The sequence below is a fragment of the Bacillus cereus group sp. BcHK124 genome, assembly GCF_027712065.1.
In the GTDB taxonomy this organism is placed as follows: Bacteria; Bacillota; Bacilli; order Bacillales; family Bacillaceae_G; genus Bacillus_A; species Bacillus_A pacificus.
In genome coordinates, this window is the sequence record NZ_JAQFPJ010000006.1 from 118158 (window position 1) to 136187 (window position 18030).

Here is an 18030-nt window from a genome sequence, read left to right on the forward strand (position 1 = left end):
CATTCCTGTCCTTATAAAGCTATAGAATCAAATGATTCTTATAGCGTTCCAAGAGCTTTCTTCCAATTCTTTTACTAATTCTTTTGAGTACTCTAATTGCCCTGTTGCAATTACTTTAATTAATTTTTCTAACGGTTGATATACAATAATAATTAAAGCAACTGGAGGTAACGGACGGAGTAAGCCTTTTACAATCCCATCTTCTATAATATTCATAAAGAAGCCTATAAAATCATCAAATATTTTCTTGCTTTGTTCATCAAGAAAATAACTATCACAGTGAGAATTTGTAAACAGAAAAGCATCCACATTATTTCTCGCAAATTCAAATAAACGGTTATACGTATGACTAAACTGTTCACGAATATTTGCTTCAACAGGAAAATCCGTTTTTATCATTTCAGAAAGCTGTAACATACTTTTTGAAAATAATGAGTTAACAAGCGCCTCTTTATTTTCAAAATAGCGATAAATAGTACCCGCACCGACTTTTGCCTTTTCAGCGATCATTGGAATTGTCGTACCATCGTAACCACGCTCCGCAAAAAGTTGCATCGCAGCATCAAAAATATCCTCTTGTTTGTTTTTAGCCATTTTTTCCACCTCTATTTTCAGGAATGAAAATTCATTCCGTTTTTAATTATAAATTACAGAAAATAAAAGTCAAGTGTGTGACTACGTATACCCTTATTTGTGAATAAAATTATATCAGCGATTTTCAGGATATATCAACTTACCGACAAAAACCAACACCCAAAGAGAAAGCTGTCCCAAAGTTTGATTTTGGACAGCCCTATTTTTTAAAAGAAATCATAAATAAAGGCTTCTCGTACCGGAACTATTTTCTCAAACGCTCGTATTTCCTCTTCGCTTCCGTTAATTAATTCAAGTTCATTTAGTTCTAATGGGCGTTTGTATCCAAGCAATATTGTAGATAGTGCATTTATATCTAGCTTGATCCCTTTATCCATTGGTTCTTCTATAATTGTTATTTCATAATTTGCAAGTCTCACCGATACATTATTCCACGGTGCAAATGAATCTGTAATATGTAAAATTATTTCTTGTTGTATATTGTTCCAGTTTAACTCATACTGTTTTAAGAACTGCTCTACATCTACAATTCTTCCCATAAAATATGGTTTTATTTCTGTTTTCACACGTGGTTCTTGCAATGTATATAACAACTGTTCGTTTTCACTTACTGTCATTTCAAGTTCTTTAATCATAGAATCATGTTGGCAAATAAAGTTCCATAGACCATTTCGTGCTTCATTATGCAGTGGTACGAATTCTTCTACAGTCATTTTAGATTTTTCTATTTTATATAACATGTAACCTGCTGCAGTTTTATTTTCATCGTAGTAAATTGCTAATGTTAAATCATCATAAACTGCTTGTAACCACCATTTTTCATTGCGAACTAGCATACCAGAAAAACGTTCTGCAAATGTTTCATAAAGCTTCTCGACTTCTTCTGAGTGATTTTCTTTATTGAAACGTTTCACAGTACCATTCACTTGTTTTTTCATAACTAAATCACTCTTTGTCATATGACATACAAGAAGATTCGCACAAAGTTCCCAGCCATATTTACGGTAAAATGCAACAGCAAATGGATGTAACATCGATACTGTATATCCGTCTTTTTTCATCGTTTGAAGTGAATGTTGAAGTAATTCTTTCACATATCCGCTTCTTCTATACTCTGGATACGTTGCTACCCCTGCAACGCCACCCATTTTAAATTTTTCTTTTCCTATGTATATATGAAACGGAATAAGGTGTAGTTTTGCCGCTAAGTCATTACCTTCTATAATACCGTACACTTCATGACTTTCCTTCATTCTTGTAAGTTGCTGCTGCAATCGATCCTCTTCAACTTTATATTGAAAAGCGTATTCTGATAAGCGTAATGCTTCTCTAAATTTATCTTCTGTTAATCGTATAACGTTCATATATTTCTCCTCCCTCCTTTATTTGAATTGTACCATAATTCTAAACGTTACAGTTCGGTGAATGAAATTATACTAGCTTACTAACAAACATCCAATATGAAAAAGCAGATACATCTCGTATCTGCTTCTCATCACTTTATTTAGCTAACTTTTGAAGTTCTTCGAAGAATGTAGGGTATGATACACCAACTGCTTCTGCATCTTCAATTGTTGTTTTTCCTTCTGCAATACATCCCGCAATCGCAAGCATCATTCCGATGCGGTGATCACCATAGCTATTAACTGTATTACCTTTTAGAGCTGATTTCCCGTAAATAATCATCCCGTCGTCAGTTGCCTCTATGCGCGCACCAAGTTTTGTTAATTCCGCTACGACTGTATCAATACGGTTTGTTTCTTTAACTTTTAATTCGTGTGCATCTTTAATTACTGTAATTCCTTCTGCTTGCGTTGCCGCTAAAGCGATAACAGGAATTTCATCAATTAATCTAGGGATAATATCTCCGCCGATTTCAATTCCTTTTAATGAAGATGTTTCAATTGTAATGTTTGCAGCTGGCTCTGATGCTCCTTCGTTAATTGGCTCTACAGTGAACGTAGCACCCATTTTCTCTAAAACATCAATAATACCTGTACGAGTTGGATTCATTCCTACATTTTGTAATACTAGTTTACTATTTGGAATAATTGCACCTGCTATTAAGAAAAAGGCAGCTGATGATACGTCACCTGGTACTTGAACATCTGTCGCTGTTAACTTTTGTCCACCTGCTAGTTTCACTGTCTTTCCTTCGCGAGTTACTTTAACGCCAAATGCTTCGAGCATTCTTTCCGTATGATCGCGTGAAATATGTGGTTCTGTAACAGCTGTTACACCTTCTGCCCGAAGTCCTGCAAGTAAAATAGCTGACTTTACTTGTGCGCTTGCTACCGGCGAAGTGTATTCAATTGCTTTTAAATCTCCACCACGTATTGTTAGCGGTGTAAACGTTCCTTCTTCGCGCCCATCAATGTTCGCACCCATTTGTTTTAATGGATTTGTTACACGTTTCATCGGTCTTTTTGCAATAGATGCATCACCTTGTACGCAAGAGAAAAATGGTGTATTTGCCAAAATTCCTGACATTAAACGTATAGTTGTACCCGAATTACCAACATCTAATACAGCTTTCGGTTCTTGTAAACCTTCTAATCCTTTACCAACTACAGTGACTTCATCACCGTTTTGCACGATGTCTACTCCCATTTCTTTAAAACAAGAAATTGTACTTAAACAATCTGCACCGGGCAAGAAACCTTTAATTGTTGTTTTTCCTTCTGCAATCGCACCGAACATGACAGCACGGTGAGAAATTGATTTATCTCCTGGAATTGTAATGTTGCCATTTAATCCGTTATTAACAGGTTGAATTGTTCTTTCCTTCACGTTTTCACCTTCTCATTTAAATTGTTTCATAAGTTTGGTATTTTTCTTCTCCAAGCGCGAGTGTTGCTTGCATACGATCTTCTTCTCGTTGGAAGCTAATACGTAATACTCCAAGTAATCCTTCACGCGCTTCTAATATTTGCAAGTTCGTAATACTAATTTCTTCGCGCGCTAAAATACTTGTAATGTGAGCCAATGCCCCTACTTTATCTAAAACATCGACGTATAAGTCGTGATAGGCAGGAATCGCCCCTCTCTTTCTTACCGGTAAAGAGTCACGGTATTCTTTCGCGTCTGCAAAATAGTTTTGAATCTCGCCTGCATCTCCGCTAGAAACTGTATCATATAAATCTTCCATTTCAGAGATCCACTCTTTTAATAATACCATTAAATGCTCTCGATTTTGCTTAACAATATCACTCCACATTTTCGGACTACTAGATGCGATACGTGTAATGTCTTTGAAACCTCCAGCAGCTAGCTGATGAATGAGCGGATTATCTTCTGCATGTTTCTCCACTTGCTTTACTAATCCAGCTGCAATAAGATGCGGGAAATGACTTACAATTCCTGTTACATAATCGTGTTCTTCTGTGTTTAAAACAAGGAAATGTGACCCTGTTCCTTTTAACCAATCTTTCAACTCTTCCACATCTTCATTTGGCACGTGATGCATCGGTGTTAAAATGTAAAATGCATTTTCAAATAAATGCGCTTTTGCACTTTCAACTCCCGTTTTATGAGAACCTGCCATCGGATGTCCACCAATGAAAGAAATTTCCTTTGAAAACAAAGCTTCTGCTTCATTCATAATCGTTCCTTTTGTACTACCAACATCGGTTACGATAACATCTTCTCGTAACCGAAATGACGCTAATTTGTGTAATAACTTCTTCGTTTCTTCAACTGGAGAAGCAAAAATAATTAGATGTGCCTCTTCACATGCATGTTGTAAATTTACTGCTATTTCATCTACTACGTGTAATTCTTTTGCACGCTCTACTTGTTCTTGAAATATATCATAACCTGTTATCGTTACATCGTGCTCTTTCTTAATTGCTAATGCGAGAGAGCCTCCGATTAAACCAGTTCCAATTAATACTACCTTCTTACGCATTTGCCTCATCTCGAGACTTTCTTTTTTTATTTTCAAAGTGTTGTTGTAACACTGAAATCACTCCTTCATTTTGCTCCCTTGTTCCGACTGTAATACGGACACCATTTGGGAACGGCCGAATAATAAATCCTGCGTGTGCACAAGCTTCATAAATCTCTCCAGCATTCTCAACTGGTAAGAAGATGAAATTTGTTTGCGATGGATAAAATGGAATATCATTTTCCTTACAAAAGCTCTCGTATTGTTGTAATCCTTCTGTATTTACACGAACTATTTCTTCAATAAACTCGTCATCACCAAAAGCAATCGTCGCTGCTTTTTGCGCTAATGAAGATACGTTAAATGGCAAACGTACGACATTTAATTTCTCAATTAACTCTTCCTGTCCAATCGCATATCCTACGCGGAAAGAAGCTAATCCGTACGCTTTGGAAAATGTTCTAAGCACAAGAATATTTTTATGCTTTTCTAAAAGCGGTAATGTCTCTGGGAAATCTTTTGCTGTTACGTATTCATAGTACGCTTCATCAATGACAATTAACGTATTTTCACTAATCCCTTCAATGAATTGAGTCAATTTTCGGTCATTCACATATGTGCCTGTCGGATTATTTGGATTACAAATCCATACGATTTTCGTATTATTATTTACCGCTGACGAAATTTCGTCTAAATCGTATACACCGTTATTTAGTGGAACTTCTTTCGCTTCACAGCCTTCAATAATCGCATGATGACGGTACTGCGGGAATGTTGCACCTGCCGTTACGATGTTATCTCCTGCTTTAAGTGCTGCACGACTTATGATTTGAATGACTTCATCTAAACCACTACCGCAAAGTACTTGTTCCATTTGTACTTGTAATTTATTTGCAATTGTTTGACGGAGCGTTGTCGCACCTCCGTCAGGATATAAAGCATGGTCCAACCACGATTTTTGCAACTCATCTAAAACACGTGGTGAACAGCCGAATGGATTTTCATTCGATGCTAATTTCACAAATGCATGATCTCCGTACACTTCTTTCATTTGTTCAGGTGATTTACCTGGTTTATATGGTTGTAATGATGATAGTTGATCTTTTACTTGCATGTTAAAACCACCTTTTTATTAAAATTCTTTTGCGTATTTATTATGTTGCGTAATGTTTTGTTGAATTAACTCCATACGATCTTTTCCGAATTGTTCGACTAGTGCATGTGCAAGTTCCCATGCTACAACAGATTCAGCTACTACACCTGCTGCTGGTACTGCACAGCTATCCGACCTTTCAATACTCGCTTGAAATGCTTCTTTCGTATCAATATCAACACTTGCTAACGGTTTGTATAATGTAGGTATTGGTTTCATTACACCTCTTACGACAATTGGCATTCCCGTTGTCATACCGCCCTCTAAACCACCGGCATTATTCGTTTTTCTCGTGTATCCTTGTTCTTCATCCCATAAAATTTCATCGTGCACTTTACTTCCTGGCTGTCTTGCTGCTTCAAAACCAACACCAATTTCAGCACCTTTAAATGCATTAATGCTCATAATTGCACCAGCAAGTTTTGCATCTAATTTACGATCGTAATGAACGTAACTACCAACGCCAATCGGCATTCCTTCTGCAATGACTTCTACAATGCCTCCTATTGAATCTCCGCTACTTTTTGCATTATCAATTGCATTCATCATCTCTTGTTCTACTTCTTTATCTAAACATCGAACTGGTGAGTTTTCAGTAATCGTTTGAATTTCTTCAATTGACAAGTTAGAAATATGTTTTGCTTTTACTCCACCGATTTCAAGTACATGCCCTGCAATTTCTACGCCTAATTCTTTTAAAATTTGTTTCGCAACTGCTCCAGCTGCAACCCTTACTGTCGTTTCTCTTGCAGACGAGCGCTCTAGTACGTTTCTTATATCACGGTGACCGTATTTAATTGCTCCATTTAAATCCGCATGTCCTGGACGTGGCTTCGTAATTGTACGTTTCATGTCTTTACTTTCTTTTTCCGAAATTGGCTCTGCACCCATTACTTTCGTCCAATGTTTGAAATCATCATTTTTTACGATTAACGTAATTGGTGAGCCAAGTGTCATCCCATGACGAACACCACTTACAATTTCAACTGTATCCGTTTCAATTTGCATACGTCTTCCGCGTCCGTGCCCTTTTTGCCTTCTTAATAATTCTTTATTTATATGTTCCGCTGCCAGCGTTAAACCTGCTGGTACACCTTCTAAAATAACTGTTAACTGCGGTCCATGTGATTCTCCAGCTGTAATGTATCTCATTTCTCTTGCCCCTTTACTATTTTTTTGTACAAAAAAGTCCCTACTGAGCGCTCAGTAGGGACGATGTTTATCGCGGTACCACCCTAGTTGTAGACTTCTTTCGTCTACCTCTCTTCTTTAACGATCGTAAGACCGTCTTTTCCTCCAAAATTTGGCGAAAAAGATGCTCCAAGGCTGTAATTCATGCTTACCTTTGTACTGATTCACACCGACCATCAGCTCTCTTTAACAGGGAGATAAGCACTACTGTTTCCTCTTCAGCGCATATGTGATATGGAATTAAGATAATTTATTTTTGAATCCTTTTAACTCTTCCATGAATTTATGGAATTCTGGAATATCCATTTGTTGTGCAGAATCTGATAATGCAACTGCTGGGTCTGGGTGTACTTCAGCCATTACTGCATCTGCGCCAATTGCAAGTGCTGCTTTTGCTGTTGGTAATAATAAATCTCTACGTCCAGTTGAATGCGTTACGTCAACAACAACTGGTAAATGTGTTTCTTTCTTTAAAATCGGTACTGCTGAAATGTCTAATGTGTTACGTGTCGCTCTTTCGTATGTGCGGATACCGCGCTCACAAAGAATAATTTGGTCGTTACCTTGTGCAATGATGTATTCCGCTGCATTAATGAACTCATCAATTGTTGCTGCTAATCCACGTTTTAATAATACTGGCTTGTTAACTTTACCTACAGCTCGTAGTAAATCGAAGTTTTGCATGTTACGTGCACCAACTTGAATTACATCAACGTAGTCTAATGCCATTTCAACATCGTTCGGATTTAAAATTTCACTAATAATCGCTAAGTCGAACTCATCTGCTACTTGGCGTAAGATTTGTAATCCTTCTACTCCTAAACCTTGGAAATCGTATGGAGATGTTCTCGGTTTGAAAGCACCACCGCGCATTAATTTTAAGCCTTGGTCTTTCATCGCTTGCCCTACTTGGCGAACTTGCTCTAAGCTTTCTACCGCACAAGGTCCCATAATGAACGTTTGTGTTCCGTTACCAATCAATTCACCTTTTACGTCAACAATTGTGTTTTCTTGTTTCTTTTTACGTGATACTAGTAATGCTTTACGGTTATCATCTTCTTGTAATTCTAAGCTAGCTTTGAAGATTGTTTTGAAAATATGTTGAACCGTTGATGTTTCGAATGGTCCTTCGTTATTCTCTGCGATCATATCAAGTACTTCACGCTCACGTACTGGATCAAAACGTTTCGTACCTTGTACTTGCTTTTGCTCCCCAATTTTTTGAACGATTTCACCACGTTTGTTTAAAAGGTGTAATAGTTGTAAGTTAATTTCATCTACCTGTTTACGTAATTGATCTAATTCATGATTTGCCATTTGGAAATCCTCCTCTAATGTTTTAAAAGTTATAGTAAGAGAATGAAAAATTCTCTATTTTCTGAACTGGTCAATTATACAAATTTAAAGTGGAATCGATCCCTCTTCTTATTTTAAACTAATAATTAGTACAAAGACACTATCTACTAATTAAAAACCCACTTTTTTGTACAAAAAATCCCTACTGATTCAATCAGTAGGGACGATATTTATCGCGGTACCACCCTAGTTGTAGACTTCTTTCGTCTACCTCTCTTCATTGTTAACGATCATCTGACCGTCTTTCCCTTCATAAAGACAATGCTATCTTTACTACGAAAAAGATGCTCTAGGACTGTAATTCGCTCTTGTTTTTGTACTGGTTCACACCAACCACCAGCTCTCTGTTACAGGGAAACAACAACTACTGCTTTTCCTTTCAACGCATACATATTTAATTTTCAAGTTGGGCCACTAAAATACAAAAAGTCCCTACTGAATAAATCAGTAGGGACGATATTTATCGCGGTACCACCCTAGTTGTAGACTATCTTTCCGTCTACCTCTCTTCACTGTTAACGATCAATTGACCGCTTTTTCTTCATAAAGACAATACTATCTTTACTACGAAAAAGATGCTCCAAGACTGTAATTCATGATTATCCCTGTACTGGTTCACACCAACCACCAGCTCTCTGTTACAGTAAGACTAACCACTACTGTGATCTCTTCATTGCACTTTGTTTATTCAAATGTTTTTTGAAATTGAATAAGTATGATTCGTATTATAGAACGCTTTTCAAAACACTGTCAACAACTTTTTATATATTTTTTAAAATTCCACTTTCGCCCTACATTTCTTCTTGTAAATTCTCCATAACAATTCCGATGCGAATTATCTCATTATCTATTGCATTTATTACACATTTTTCTACTTTATACCCGATTAATAATTCTTTTATTTGAATGATTTCCGTTTCAAGTAAATCCGCTTCCTGAAGCGTTTGCAGTAAAGTAAAAAATACGTTTGCATACAACTCTTTATACATTTTTATACTCTCTGTCTTCTCAAGTATTTCATTGAATAACTGTTTTAACTCCGTTTGATTTCCCTTTCCACCTACGTCCGAAAATGATTTACAAATTATCGATAACCCTCTTTCTACTATTTCATCCATAAATAAAATAATACGTAAAAGCATTACATATTCTCTAGCTGTGATTTCACCCATTTTCGGTCGTTCTCGCAAAAATATACTGAGCCAAGCTGCCCAAAATTTTTGTTGCTCTTTTGCGCTTAACGTTTTGACGTAATAGCATAAAAACTGCATAAACTTAATTTTATTTTCTTCATTTTCTCGTATAAGTAAAGGGTATAACCAGTCTGTTTTTTGTTCCCAATACAGTACACATTTAATAAATACAAAACTGAGCCATTTTAAGAAAGCTTCCCTCGTATGCGGATGTAATACTTCTAAATGTTCTACTGCATACTTAATAAATCGCTTCATTTCTGTAAATAAAGGTAAATTTATTTGCGTGTAACATAAGCCGGCCCATGCATATTTCGTAATCTCATTTTCCTTCTTTAACTCTAAGTACGGTAACAAATATTTTCGGCACCATTGTTTCTCAATATGATAAAGAAATGTAATATCCGCTACTAAACGTGCTAACATAAAATTTGTCCGTTCTGTACTAATTCTTACTTGTTCTTCAAATAAAAATAAATATTCATACACATTACGATCGTATAAATGATCATATGATAACAGTTTTAATAATACAGCTGTCATTTTCCCAACAGGATGCTGAATCGATTCATTGTAAAAATCTTGTTTTCCAAGCTTAAAATCCGTGTCACTTTTCATTACTTGAGGGAATACTGAAAAAGCAAACCGTTTTACATTGCGTATACTATTTTCCTCTAACTCTTCTAACCGATTGCTAATTTCATATAGAAAGCTACTAATTAACCAATGAAATGCAGTATTTCTAACGAATTTCTGCAACAGAGGAATAACTTTTTGTATTTGTTCATTTGTCAGTCCTCGGTTATTTCGCCACTCTCTAATACAAACAAACCAAACTTCATTACTTATTTCGTGCATACCTACTAATTGATAAGCAAATGAAATACTCCATTCTGTATTCAATTTACATGCTTTCGATAACATCTCTAAAAAATGACGTTGTTCAAACACACCATCTTGAGAGAATTGGCGAACTTGTTTCATAATTTCTTCATCTTTCAGCTGTAATAATCCATCAGCAGTTACATTACAAGTAATACTTTGTTCTGTCGTCTCTCTCTTTTTTACACTGTATCGATCAGAATGAAAGTGTGGATGTTTTTGCTTCATTAACTCATAACCTTTTGCTGTAGATGAACTATTTGAATCACACGTGAATAATAAATCTAACAGTAAACAAACATCAAATGCCCTCTCCTCTGCAAGGTTCTTTAATACAATTTGAATGACTTCTTCCTTTGTTTTTTCTAAAGAGAGTGCGTAATGATTTTTTATAAGTTGAAAAACTTCTTGTTTATACGTGACATCTAAAAGAATTTCTTCCTGTAACAACCATTTCATCTTCTCATCGGCGCTTACAAATATATTTTTATTCATCGCATCAATGGCAATTCGATTTTGAAGTATGCTGCTTGCTTCTATCATTTCAGTAATATAATAATTTGCTTTTTTCTCATTCTTTTCACATAAATAGGCTAAACACTCTTTTACAATTTGAATTAAAAACGCAAGATCATTTTGCTGAAACTCTTTTTCCACATTTTCCTTATCCCTTTTTTTCAGTGCCGTTTGCCTTAGTGATAACATCCGCAACTTCTCTATTCCCATCATCATAATTGGAACGGCGTAATAAGAAATATGCGGTTTCATCTTTTCATTCCAAATTTGCTCCACATAAGAAAATGTAGACACGGGTAAACGACTCGACTCCTCAAGTTCTATTGATTCTTGCGTATTATCATTTCCCCACTTTCTTTCACGCTTCAATTTAAGTTTTCCGTCCAAAATAAACGTTAATAACAATAAAGCGATTTCTTTATGCTCAGGAAAAGAACATTTTTGCAGTAAGTAAGAAATTGTTTCGATCGATTTACTATCTTTTTCAGCTGTTTCTAATAAAAGCAGTGTCCACCGTGCAAACAACAATGGGTCCATCTCGATTTTCGTCTCACTTAAGTAACTACAAATTGTTCTCCATAATAACGGAGATAGTTTAGATTGATTTTTAAAAATTAATTGAAATAATTCTTTTTGGTGACTAAAAAGAAATTGTTCCACTAACCATTTTGCAAGTAATTCATCTACCTCGTTATAATTTGATGTAATTAAAAATAAATTTTGTAATTTTCCTTCCGCTTCAAGCCATTCCACCCACTCATAATCATGAGCAAATTCAACGAAGTAGCGGACTGTTTCAATTTTTTTAATGGATTGTTTTATGTATGATAATTGTTCCTGCTCTACAGAAGGTGGAACTGTTACTATGTCACGAATGCGCATTCGTTTTGTAATATAATTATCACCCATTAACTCCGCCCATCGTTTTACTGCTTTAACGAGCGACTGATGATTATTACCTTTATTCGGATATACAATCGGCCGTATTCCTAAATGCTCCCAATGATATGTATTTTCTCCTTGTGCGACAAATGCATAACGCCTTGTACTTGGTGGTAAACCAGTTGCTAAATATTTCATTACTGGATCATTATGGCTATATCCAACGAACAAAACGGTATAATTCGAGAATAAATCAACTAAAAATCTTCTCGCCCATCCTTCCGTCAAGTAAGCCCTTCCAAAATCACCATCTGTTAAAATTAATGCTTCTTTCTCTTGTTCTATATTGCCATGTATGTAAGCGAGTCCTTTAAACGCTCTACCTGTAGGTAACGCAGGTGCGTAATATACGTTTAATTCTCTATTCATTTCTTTTATCGCAGTTGTAAAATGTCGATCAAAATTTGTCGTTACAATACGAACTTCCGTGTCTAAAGGAAACAACCTCGGAATTGCATAATGAAGCGGATTCGGTTTTGACTTTTCTATATGAACTAGATCTCTTGCAACTTGATGTACATCTTTTGATTTCGCAATTTTACCAAGATAATAATCATGTGGTTCTGTTATTTCACGTTTTTCTACATATAACGTTTTCGCAATTTCATCAACAAGATCATCAAAATTCGGTAAGTTTGATTTCCCTTTCATAGAAACTCCCGCTCCAACAAATAATACTAACTTTCCTTGTTCAAGATGATCAATTAACTCGTCTGGAATTTCTACTTCTGAAGTAATCCACACCCAGGATGCCCCCTTACCTAAAAATGTCATATACTCTCATTTTACTATAACATTTTTTCTTTGTTTTTTTAATATTTAGACAAAGATTGAACATGAAAAAGTTTTATATAAATATATTCGTTACAATGTATGAACTCCTAAATTTATTGTAAAACTATGTATAAATCGGAGGTGTAAATATTGAATGGTTTTACTGTAGTGCTTATCAAGTTTATATCGTGCATTATCGCATTTAGTATTGGACTCGCTTTATTTTTCCCTGCAACGTTCGTCCAAATTATTTCATTTAGTCTCTTTGTAACAATCGTATCTTATATGTTCGTTGATAAAATCATATTAAATCGAATCGGCAATACTGGTGCCATTATGTCGGATTTCTTACTAACATATTTAAGCGTATGGATTTTCGGTAATATTTTATTAGACAACTATATGCAAATTGCATGGGGAAGCATCCTTTCCGCAATTGTCTTCACATTATCAGAAGTAATCGTTCATCGCTTCTCTAACTCCCACACAAGGCACCACAACGATAATATTCATATTAATCGCCGCTTTGCATATGGTACAGAGTTTGCTGAAGAGCAGAATATATTGGATAAAGATAAGAAAAAGTAATATTTTGATGCAGGAGCGCCCTTTTTAATTATGTGGTGCTCCTTTTTTGTGTTTTTATTATGGTACGTGAAATTATATCGACGATTTTTCAAATATATCAACGATTATTTCAATATATCGACGTTTCGACAAAGGATATCGACTTACCGACACTATTTGACATGATTTCCTCTAATAAAGTGAAACTTTAATCAGTGGGGGTTTTCTTCATCCCCCACTGATTATTAGTTGAACCAATCGGACTTTTATGGACAGTTGATCCCCCACCTAACCTCTTTGCTTTCGCTGCATTTTGAGGTGGGGGTCTTACTGCCCATTAAAGTCGGATAAAAAACTGCCTCTTATTTAGAGACAGTTTCTTTCAAATCTTTTAATGTAATGACATCAGCAAACGCTCCAAACACTACGTTATGATGCTTCACAATGTCTTCAGCACGTAACACCTCTGTATCAAACGTACTATGTGCATCGCTCACTAACGTTACTTTATACCCTTCACTAAACGCCCTGCGAGTTGTCGTATCCACACAATACTGCGTTTGCATTCCTGAAATGATAACATGATCGATTCCCTTGTCTTGCAATACTTCTTTTAGGTCCGTCTTGTGGAATGAATCTGGGGTCGTTTTTTCAACAACACAATCCTCTTCTAGTGGAGCGATTGCCTTATGAATCTTCCACCCCTCTGTACCCTTTTCTAACGGATGATCTTTCGGTCCATTATGTTGCACATAAATTACCGGAATATCATTTGAACGGCATTCTCCAATAAGCTCTTGCAATATTTCTAAAAACTTTTCCCCATTATGTACTGGCATTCCTGCTGTATACATACCTGCTTGCACATCGATTGCGATTAATGCTTTTTTCATTTCGCGCAGCTCCCTTTGTTTGTATAGGCCTCTACATATTCATCATAATACAGTACTTCAATTACATTGGACCAATTCAAGATTGATCCAACGAAATCCTTTATATCTAATCCAGGCATTTCGTATACTTCTTCATCGTTAGCAGTTCCCGTCGCATCTTCAATAAGCGTAACTTTATAGCCTTTTTCAAAAGCAGCGATACTTGTAAATAAACAACAAAATTCCGTATTAAATCCAACGATAACAACATGATCAACTTTATGTTTCGTTAATATATCTTCAACACTTGTATCTTTAAACGCACTAGGTGTTGTCTTCTCGGCTATATAATCCGCAAACCTGGTATATTCTTCTACTAATTCACTTCCAGTTGATTCATAATACAATGTACTTTCTGGATTATCATCTCGGTGTTTTAAGAAAATAATAGGTTCATTCTCCGCTTTAAATTGTTTTAAAACATTTGCAATGAACTCTTTTTCAACAGAAAAATCCTTGCACTCTAAAATCCCCTTCTGCATATCTAATACAAGTAGCGCCTTCACTTCTATCACCTATCCTCTATACGTTTATATTCCATCATCCAACAATCTTCTAATACCCCTTCATGCAGTTCATGTTCTTTTAAAACCTTTACCTTTTTAAATCCACATTTTTCATAACACTTTATTGCACGTTCATTATTTACTTTCGGGTCCATTGCAATGGCTTCTGCCCCCGTGTTCTCCATAATATATGTAATTGCTGTCTGAACGAGTTTCGTTCCAATGCCTTTTCCCCAATAAGTCGGCTCTCCGATAAATTGATCCATTCCCCATACATATTGTGATTCTTCATAGCCATATAATGTTTTCCATTCAGAATCAATGGGGTACATTTGTATGTAACCAATTGGAGTGGTATCAAACTCTATTAAACATCTTTTTTCATAACTGTTTGGATTATATATGAAATGATCCAGTACCATTTCTACAGATTGCGGATTATCTCGTCCTTCGTAATATTGCAGGACTTCTGGTTCTGTTAACCATTTTGAAATGATTGGTGCATCCTCTTCTTTTACGTACCGAACCGATACATTATCTTTTTGAAATAGCATATAATACCTCTTTTTAATTATTTATATTTTTCCTTTTTGTGAAATCTTTCATTGCACCTATTAATGCGTATAGTAACAATGTAATCGCAAAAAATGCTGTAAACACATTAAATTGAGGGATTTTATATGGCGTGAACCATTCTGTGAAAAATTGAGAATTTAATACTCTATTAAAAAATTCTCCGCCAGGTCTAAAGTTTGGTGCCCATGCAGTTACTTCACAAATAATAAACAGTAATTGTAAAATTATAAATGCCCCTAGATAGCGAAACCATGTCCGTTTCCAAATCGGCTGCGCCCTATTTACCTTCCATTTAACCCCCACCTTTTTTATTTGCATCCTTATTAATTATACACTTTCTACGTTTAATTTGTTAAAATTTTCTATATAATCATTCATGCTGGGGGAATTCACTATGTCTAATCCTATACATAAATCAACATTAATCATTCTTAGAGGAAACTCCGCAAGTGGTAAAACAACAATCGCAAAGCAACTACAAGAATATTTCGGACAAGGGACACTTTTAGTATCACAAGATGTTGTACGTAGAGATATGCTTAGAGTACACGATACGATGGGGAATTTATCACATGATTTACTATGTGAAATTACAAAGTATGGAAAAGGAAAATGTGAACTTGTTATTTTAGAAGGTATTTTAAACAGTCGAAGATATGGTGATATGCTGAAAGAATTAATACATTTTTTTGAAGGAAACGCGTATACATATTACTTTGATTTATCGTTAAAAGAAACGATTCGACGACATAACACAAGGGAAAAAAGGCATGAATTTGGTGAGGATTCCCTAGAAAAATGGTATAATCCGCACGATACAATTGAAGTTGCTAGGGAAACTATTTTTACAGATCACTTCACGCAAAAAGATATATTTGATGCGATCCTTAATGATATTATGGTACGAAAATAAGACCGACAGAATATGTCGGTCTTATTTTCATTATGTTATATTCTAGATTTATTATAAAATTTTCACTTTAACAGTTTGTCTTCCCCAATTCATAGCTTTACTTTTTGAGCCCATTAAAACATCAATGCGATTACCTTTAATTGCACTTCCCGTATCTCCAGCGATTGCTTCTCCATAACCTTCTACCCATACTTTAGATCCTAAAGGAATTACTTTCGGGTCAACTGCGATAATTCTCATATTCGGATTAGCCGTTAAATCATGCCCCATCGCAGTTAAAACGCGTCCACCATATGTACCATTTTCACTTGGATCAGCAGTATATGCTGTCGCCACCACTGTTAATTCACGTTTAGCGGACTGCGTGTTATTTTTAGACTCTTCTTTTGCCTTTATTGCTTCTCGGGCTTTTGCTTCTTCCTTGGCCTTAGCTATTTCTCGGGCTTTCGCCTCTTCCTTAGCTTTGGCTATTTCTTGCGCTTTTGCTTCTTCTTTAGCTTTTGCTATTTCTCGGGCTTTCTCTTCTTCTTTAGCCTTCGCTATTTCTTGCGCTTTTGCTTCTTCTTTAGCCTTTGCTATTTCTCGGGCTTTCGCCTCTTCCTTAGCTTTGACTATCTCTTGCGCTTTTGCTTCTTCTTTAGCCTTTGCTATTTCTTGCGCCTTCTCTTCTTCTTTAGCCTTTGCTATTTCTCGTGCCTTCTCTTCTTCTTTTGCCTTTGCTTCTTCTTGTACTTTCTCTTCTTCCTTAGGCTTTACTACTTCTTGTACTTTCTCTTCTTCCTTAGGCTTTACTACTTCTTGTACTTTCTCTTCTTCCTTAGGTTTTGCTACTTCTTGTACTTTTGCTTCTTCTTGTACTTTTACTACTTCTTGTACTTTCTCTTCTTCCTTAGGTTTAATTGTTTCTTTTGCCTTTGTTACCTTCTGTGTTTTCGCTTCTTCCTTAGCTTTAACCATTTTTTGCACTTTCGCTACTTGCTTCGTTTTCTCGTCAGCCTTTTTTTCAACTGGTGCTGTACTAGATAAGAAAGAAACATTTACATAAGCTGTTTTTCCTTTATACTCAAATTGTAGCCATCCATCTTTTACTTGGTTCATTGATTCAATTACATCATCTTTTTTCAGTCTGCCAAGAATTTTTGATTCTGTGTTTGCTTCCGTACGAACATTTAATAAATTTGCTGTTACATGATACACATCTTTTGTAAACTCCGAGCTTACAAATACTTCTTTACCATTCAATTCAATTTTTGACCAGCCATCTTCAGTATTGATGACTTTTAATTCTTGCCCATTTTTTACCTTTTCTACAACTTTTGATTCCGTAGTCGGTTTTTCACGTACGTTGAGTACATCTGCTGTTACGATTGTTTCTGCGGTAGCAGTTGTAGTAAATGCTCCCAATCCGAAAACAGTTGCTGTTGCTGCGCCAATTACTTTTTTCATATGAGCCTCCATTATATTTTTTTGAATTCTATCAAATGCTTCCATAAATTCATGGAAGTATTTGCAACAATATATTAGTACCACTTAATATACTGCTATTAAAACTCCTTACTCCAATACTATCAAATTCTTATTTCTAATTCTATATATAATAACTTTATATATCCCCTATAAACGTTTGATCCCCTTCTTCATACTTAATAGTTTTCTTTCAATTACTAAAACATATATAAAACCAACCTATCCTCAATATAGCCAAAAATACATATATGACATGTTACGACTTAGTAATGAGCGTACCAATGAACTTTTAATACATTACAACATTCAGGGAATCTTACAATAGATGGAGCGTGTTTTACTGAAAACAACGGTTATGGTAGTGTAAGTAATAGTGTTAAAGACAATCTTTTCTGACGAACAATAAAAATTTTAGTTTGGAGGAATACTATGCCAAAACTATATTGTAATTATTGATCCGAACAACATCCCCTCGCGCAAAATTTTACTAAATATCGGTTTTACATCCAAGAAAGTTTGTGAGATTGATGGATTACCTGGGTTTTGATTAAATACATATCACTATAAAAAGGCTGTGCTCTA

General features: G+C 35.5%; 15 protein-coding genes, 1 pseudogene and 3 other annotated features. Of the genes and pseudogenes, 3 read left to right on the forward strand and 13 right to left on the reverse strand.

The features are described 5' to 3' along the window. Window positions 1-27: 27 nt before the first annotated feature. The 8 genes from PDK19_RS12125 to PDK19_RS12160 all read right to left on the reverse strand — a co-directional run bounded on the left by PDK19_RS12125 (window position 28) and on the right by PDK19_RS12160 (window position 12487). Window positions 28-594, reverse strand: coding sequence for a TetR/AcrR family transcriptional regulator (locus PDK19_RS12125; RefSeq protein ID WP_001107304.1), 567 nt, complete (start codon window positions 592-594; stop codon window positions 28-30). Between the two features lie 206 nt (window positions 595-800). Then, complete coding sequence (locus PDK19_RS12130; protein ID WP_270707167.1) at window positions 801-1958, reverse strand: GNAT family N-acetyltransferase; 1158 nt, start codon at window positions 1956-1958, stop codon at window positions 801-803. 136 nt (window positions 1959-2094) lie between these two features. Then, entirely contained in the window at window positions 2095-3384 is a 1290-nt protein-coding gene (gene aroA, locus PDK19_RS12135; protein ID WP_270707168.1) for a 3-phosphoshikimate 1-carboxyvinyltransferase, read from the reverse strand. Window positions 3385-3400: 16 nt separating this feature from the next. Then, the gene (gene tyrA / locus PDK19_RS12140) at window positions 3401-4501 is read right to left on the reverse strand and encodes a prephenate dehydrogenase (protein WP_001228144.1); all 1101 of its coding nucleotides are present in this window, start codon (window positions 4499-4501) and stop codon (window positions 3401-3403) included. After that, window positions 4494-5594 carry a histidinol-phosphate transaminase gene (gene hisC, locus PDK19_RS12145; RefSeq protein WP_270707169.1) on the reverse strand — a complete coding sequence of 367 codons (1101 nt, stop codon included), beginning with the start codon at window positions 5592-5594 and terminating at the stop codon, window positions 4494-4496. Before hisC ends, tyrA begins: the two co-directional genes overlap by 8 nt. Before the next feature lie 18 nt (window positions 5595-5612). Next, window positions 5613-6785 (reverse strand): chorismate synthase, encoded by a 1173-nt coding sequence (gene aroC / locus PDK19_RS12150; protein ID WP_001269403.1) that lies wholly within the window; start codon window positions 6783-6785, stop codon window positions 5613-5615. A 53-nt stretch (window positions 6786-6838) separates the two neighbouring features. Then, window positions 6839-7055, reverse strand: a binding site (T-box leader). A 9-nt stretch (window positions 7056-7064) separates the two neighbouring features. Next, entirely contained in the window at window positions 7065-8141 is a 1077-nt protein-coding gene (locus PDK19_RS12155) for a bifunctional 3-deoxy-7-phosphoheptulonate synthase/chorismate mutase (protein WP_001273581.1), read from the reverse strand. 195 nt (window positions 8142-8336) lie between these two features. Then, window positions 8337-8572, reverse strand: a binding site (T-box leader). 54 nt (window positions 8573-8626) lie between these two features. Beyond that, window positions 8627-8863, reverse strand: a binding site (T-box leader). Between the two features lie 108 nt (window positions 8864-8971). Continuing rightward, on the reverse strand, window positions 8972-12487 hold the full coding sequence (locus tag PDK19_RS12160; protein WP_270707170.1) for a DUF4020 domain-containing protein: 3516 nt from the start codon (window positions 12485-12487) through the stop codon (window positions 8972-8974). 150 nt (window positions 12488-12637) lie between these two features. On the opposite strand from PDK19_RS12160, the gene PDK19_RS12165 reads away from it, so the two are divergent. Beyond that, on the forward strand, window positions 12638-13075 hold the full coding sequence (locus PDK19_RS12165; protein ID WP_001013099.1) for a YndM family protein: 438 nt from the start codon (window positions 12638-12640) through the stop codon (window positions 13073-13075). Window positions 13076-13416: 341 nt separating this feature from the next. Here PDK19_RS12165 and PDK19_RS12170 read toward each other — a convergent pair whose 3' ends face one another. Genes PDK19_RS12170 through PDK19_RS12185 form a run of 4 tightly spaced genes read right to left on the reverse strand, consistent with a single transcriptional unit; the run spans window position 13417 to window position 15371 of the window. Beyond that, window positions 13417-13947, reverse strand: a complete 531-nt coding sequence (locus tag PDK19_RS12170; protein WP_270707171.1) for a cysteine hydrolase family protein — start codon at window positions 13945-13947, stop codon at window positions 13417-13419. Next, the gene (locus PDK19_RS12175; RefSeq protein WP_014893633.1) at window positions 13944-14492 is read right to left on the reverse strand and encodes an isochorismatase family protein; all 549 of its coding nucleotides are present in this window, start codon (window positions 14490-14492) and stop codon (window positions 13944-13946) included. Before PDK19_RS12175 ends, PDK19_RS12170 begins: the two co-directional genes overlap by 4 nt. Before the next feature lie 5 nt (window positions 14493-14497). Continuing rightward, window positions 14498-15046 carry a GNAT family N-acetyltransferase gene (locus PDK19_RS12180; protein ID WP_049111068.1) on the reverse strand — a complete coding sequence of 183 codons (549 nt, stop codon included), beginning with the start codon at window positions 15044-15046 and terminating at the stop codon, window positions 14498-14500. Between the two features lie 13 nt (window positions 15047-15059). Continuing rightward, entirely contained in the window at window positions 15060-15371 is a 312-nt protein-coding gene (locus tag PDK19_RS12185) for a YfzA family protein (RefSeq protein WP_239665594.1), read from the reverse strand. Window positions 15372-15462: 91 nt separating this feature from the next. On the opposite strand from PDK19_RS12185, the gene PDK19_RS12190 reads away from it, so the two are divergent. Continuing rightward, the gene (locus PDK19_RS12190; protein WP_049111065.1) at window positions 15463-15981 is read left to right on the forward strand and encodes a kinase; all 519 of its coding nucleotides are present in this window, start codon (window positions 15463-15465) and stop codon (window positions 15979-15981) included. 51 nt (window positions 15982-16032) lie between these two features. Here the strand turns inward: PDK19_RS12190 and entB are convergent, their stop codons facing one another. Further along, window positions 16033-17427: a cell wall-binding protein EntB gene (gene entB / locus PDK19_RS12195; protein ID WP_270707172.1), complete on the reverse strand. Its 1395-nt coding sequence runs from the start codon at window positions 17425-17427 to the stop codon at window positions 16033-16035. 469 nt (window positions 17428-17896) lie between these two features. Here entB and PDK19_RS12200 point away from each other — a divergent pair. Next, window positions 17897-17995: pseudogene (locus tag PDK19_RS12200) on the forward strand (GNAT family N-acetyltransferase); the annotation flags it as partial. Window positions 17996-18030 lie beyond the last annotated feature (35 nt).

Excerpts from the sequence above, each read along its gene's own strand:
- aroC (WP_001269403.1), bottom strand. The coding sequence starts at position 6,785 with ATGAGATACATTACAGCTGGAGAATCACATGGACCGCAGTTAACAGTT.
- entB (WP_270707172.1), bottom strand. The coding sequence starts at position 17,427 with ATGAAAAAAGTAATTGGCGCAGCAACAGCAACTGTTTTCGGATTGGGA.
- tyrA (WP_001228144.1), bottom strand. The coding sequence starts at position 4,501 with ATGCGTAAGAAGGTAGTATTAATTGGAACTGGTTTAATCGGAGGCTCT.
- PDK19_RS12160 (WP_270707170.1), bottom strand. The coding sequence starts at position 12,487 with ATGACATTTTTAGGTAAGGGGGCATCCTGGGTGTGGATTACTTCAGAA.
- PDK19_RS12180 (WP_049111068.1), bottom strand. The coding sequence starts at position 15,046 with ATGCTATTTCAAAAAGATAATGTATCGGTTCGGTACGTAAAAGAAGAG.
- hisC (WP_270707169.1), bottom strand. The coding sequence starts at position 5,594 with ATGCAAGTAAAAGATCAACTATCATCATTACAACCATATAAACCAGGT.
- PDK19_RS12170 (WP_270707171.1), bottom strand. The coding sequence starts at position 13,947 with ATGAAAAAAGCATTAATCGCAATCGATGTGCAAGCAGGTATGTATACA.
- PDK19_RS12130 (WP_270707167.1), bottom strand. The coding sequence starts at position 1,958 with ATGAACGTTATACGATTAACAGAAGATAAATTTAGAGAAGCATTACGC.
- PDK19_RS12155 (WP_001273581.1), bottom strand. The coding sequence starts at position 8,141 with ATGGCAAATCATGAATTAGATCAATTACGTAAACAGGTAGATGAAATT.
- PDK19_RS12125 (WP_001107304.1), bottom strand. The coding sequence starts at position 594 with ATGGCTAAAAACAAACAAGAGGATATTTTTGATGCTGCGATGCAACTT.
- PDK19_RS12190 (WP_049111065.1), top strand. The coding sequence starts at position 15,463 with ATGTCTAATCCTATACATAAATCAACATTAATCATTCTTAGAGGAAAC.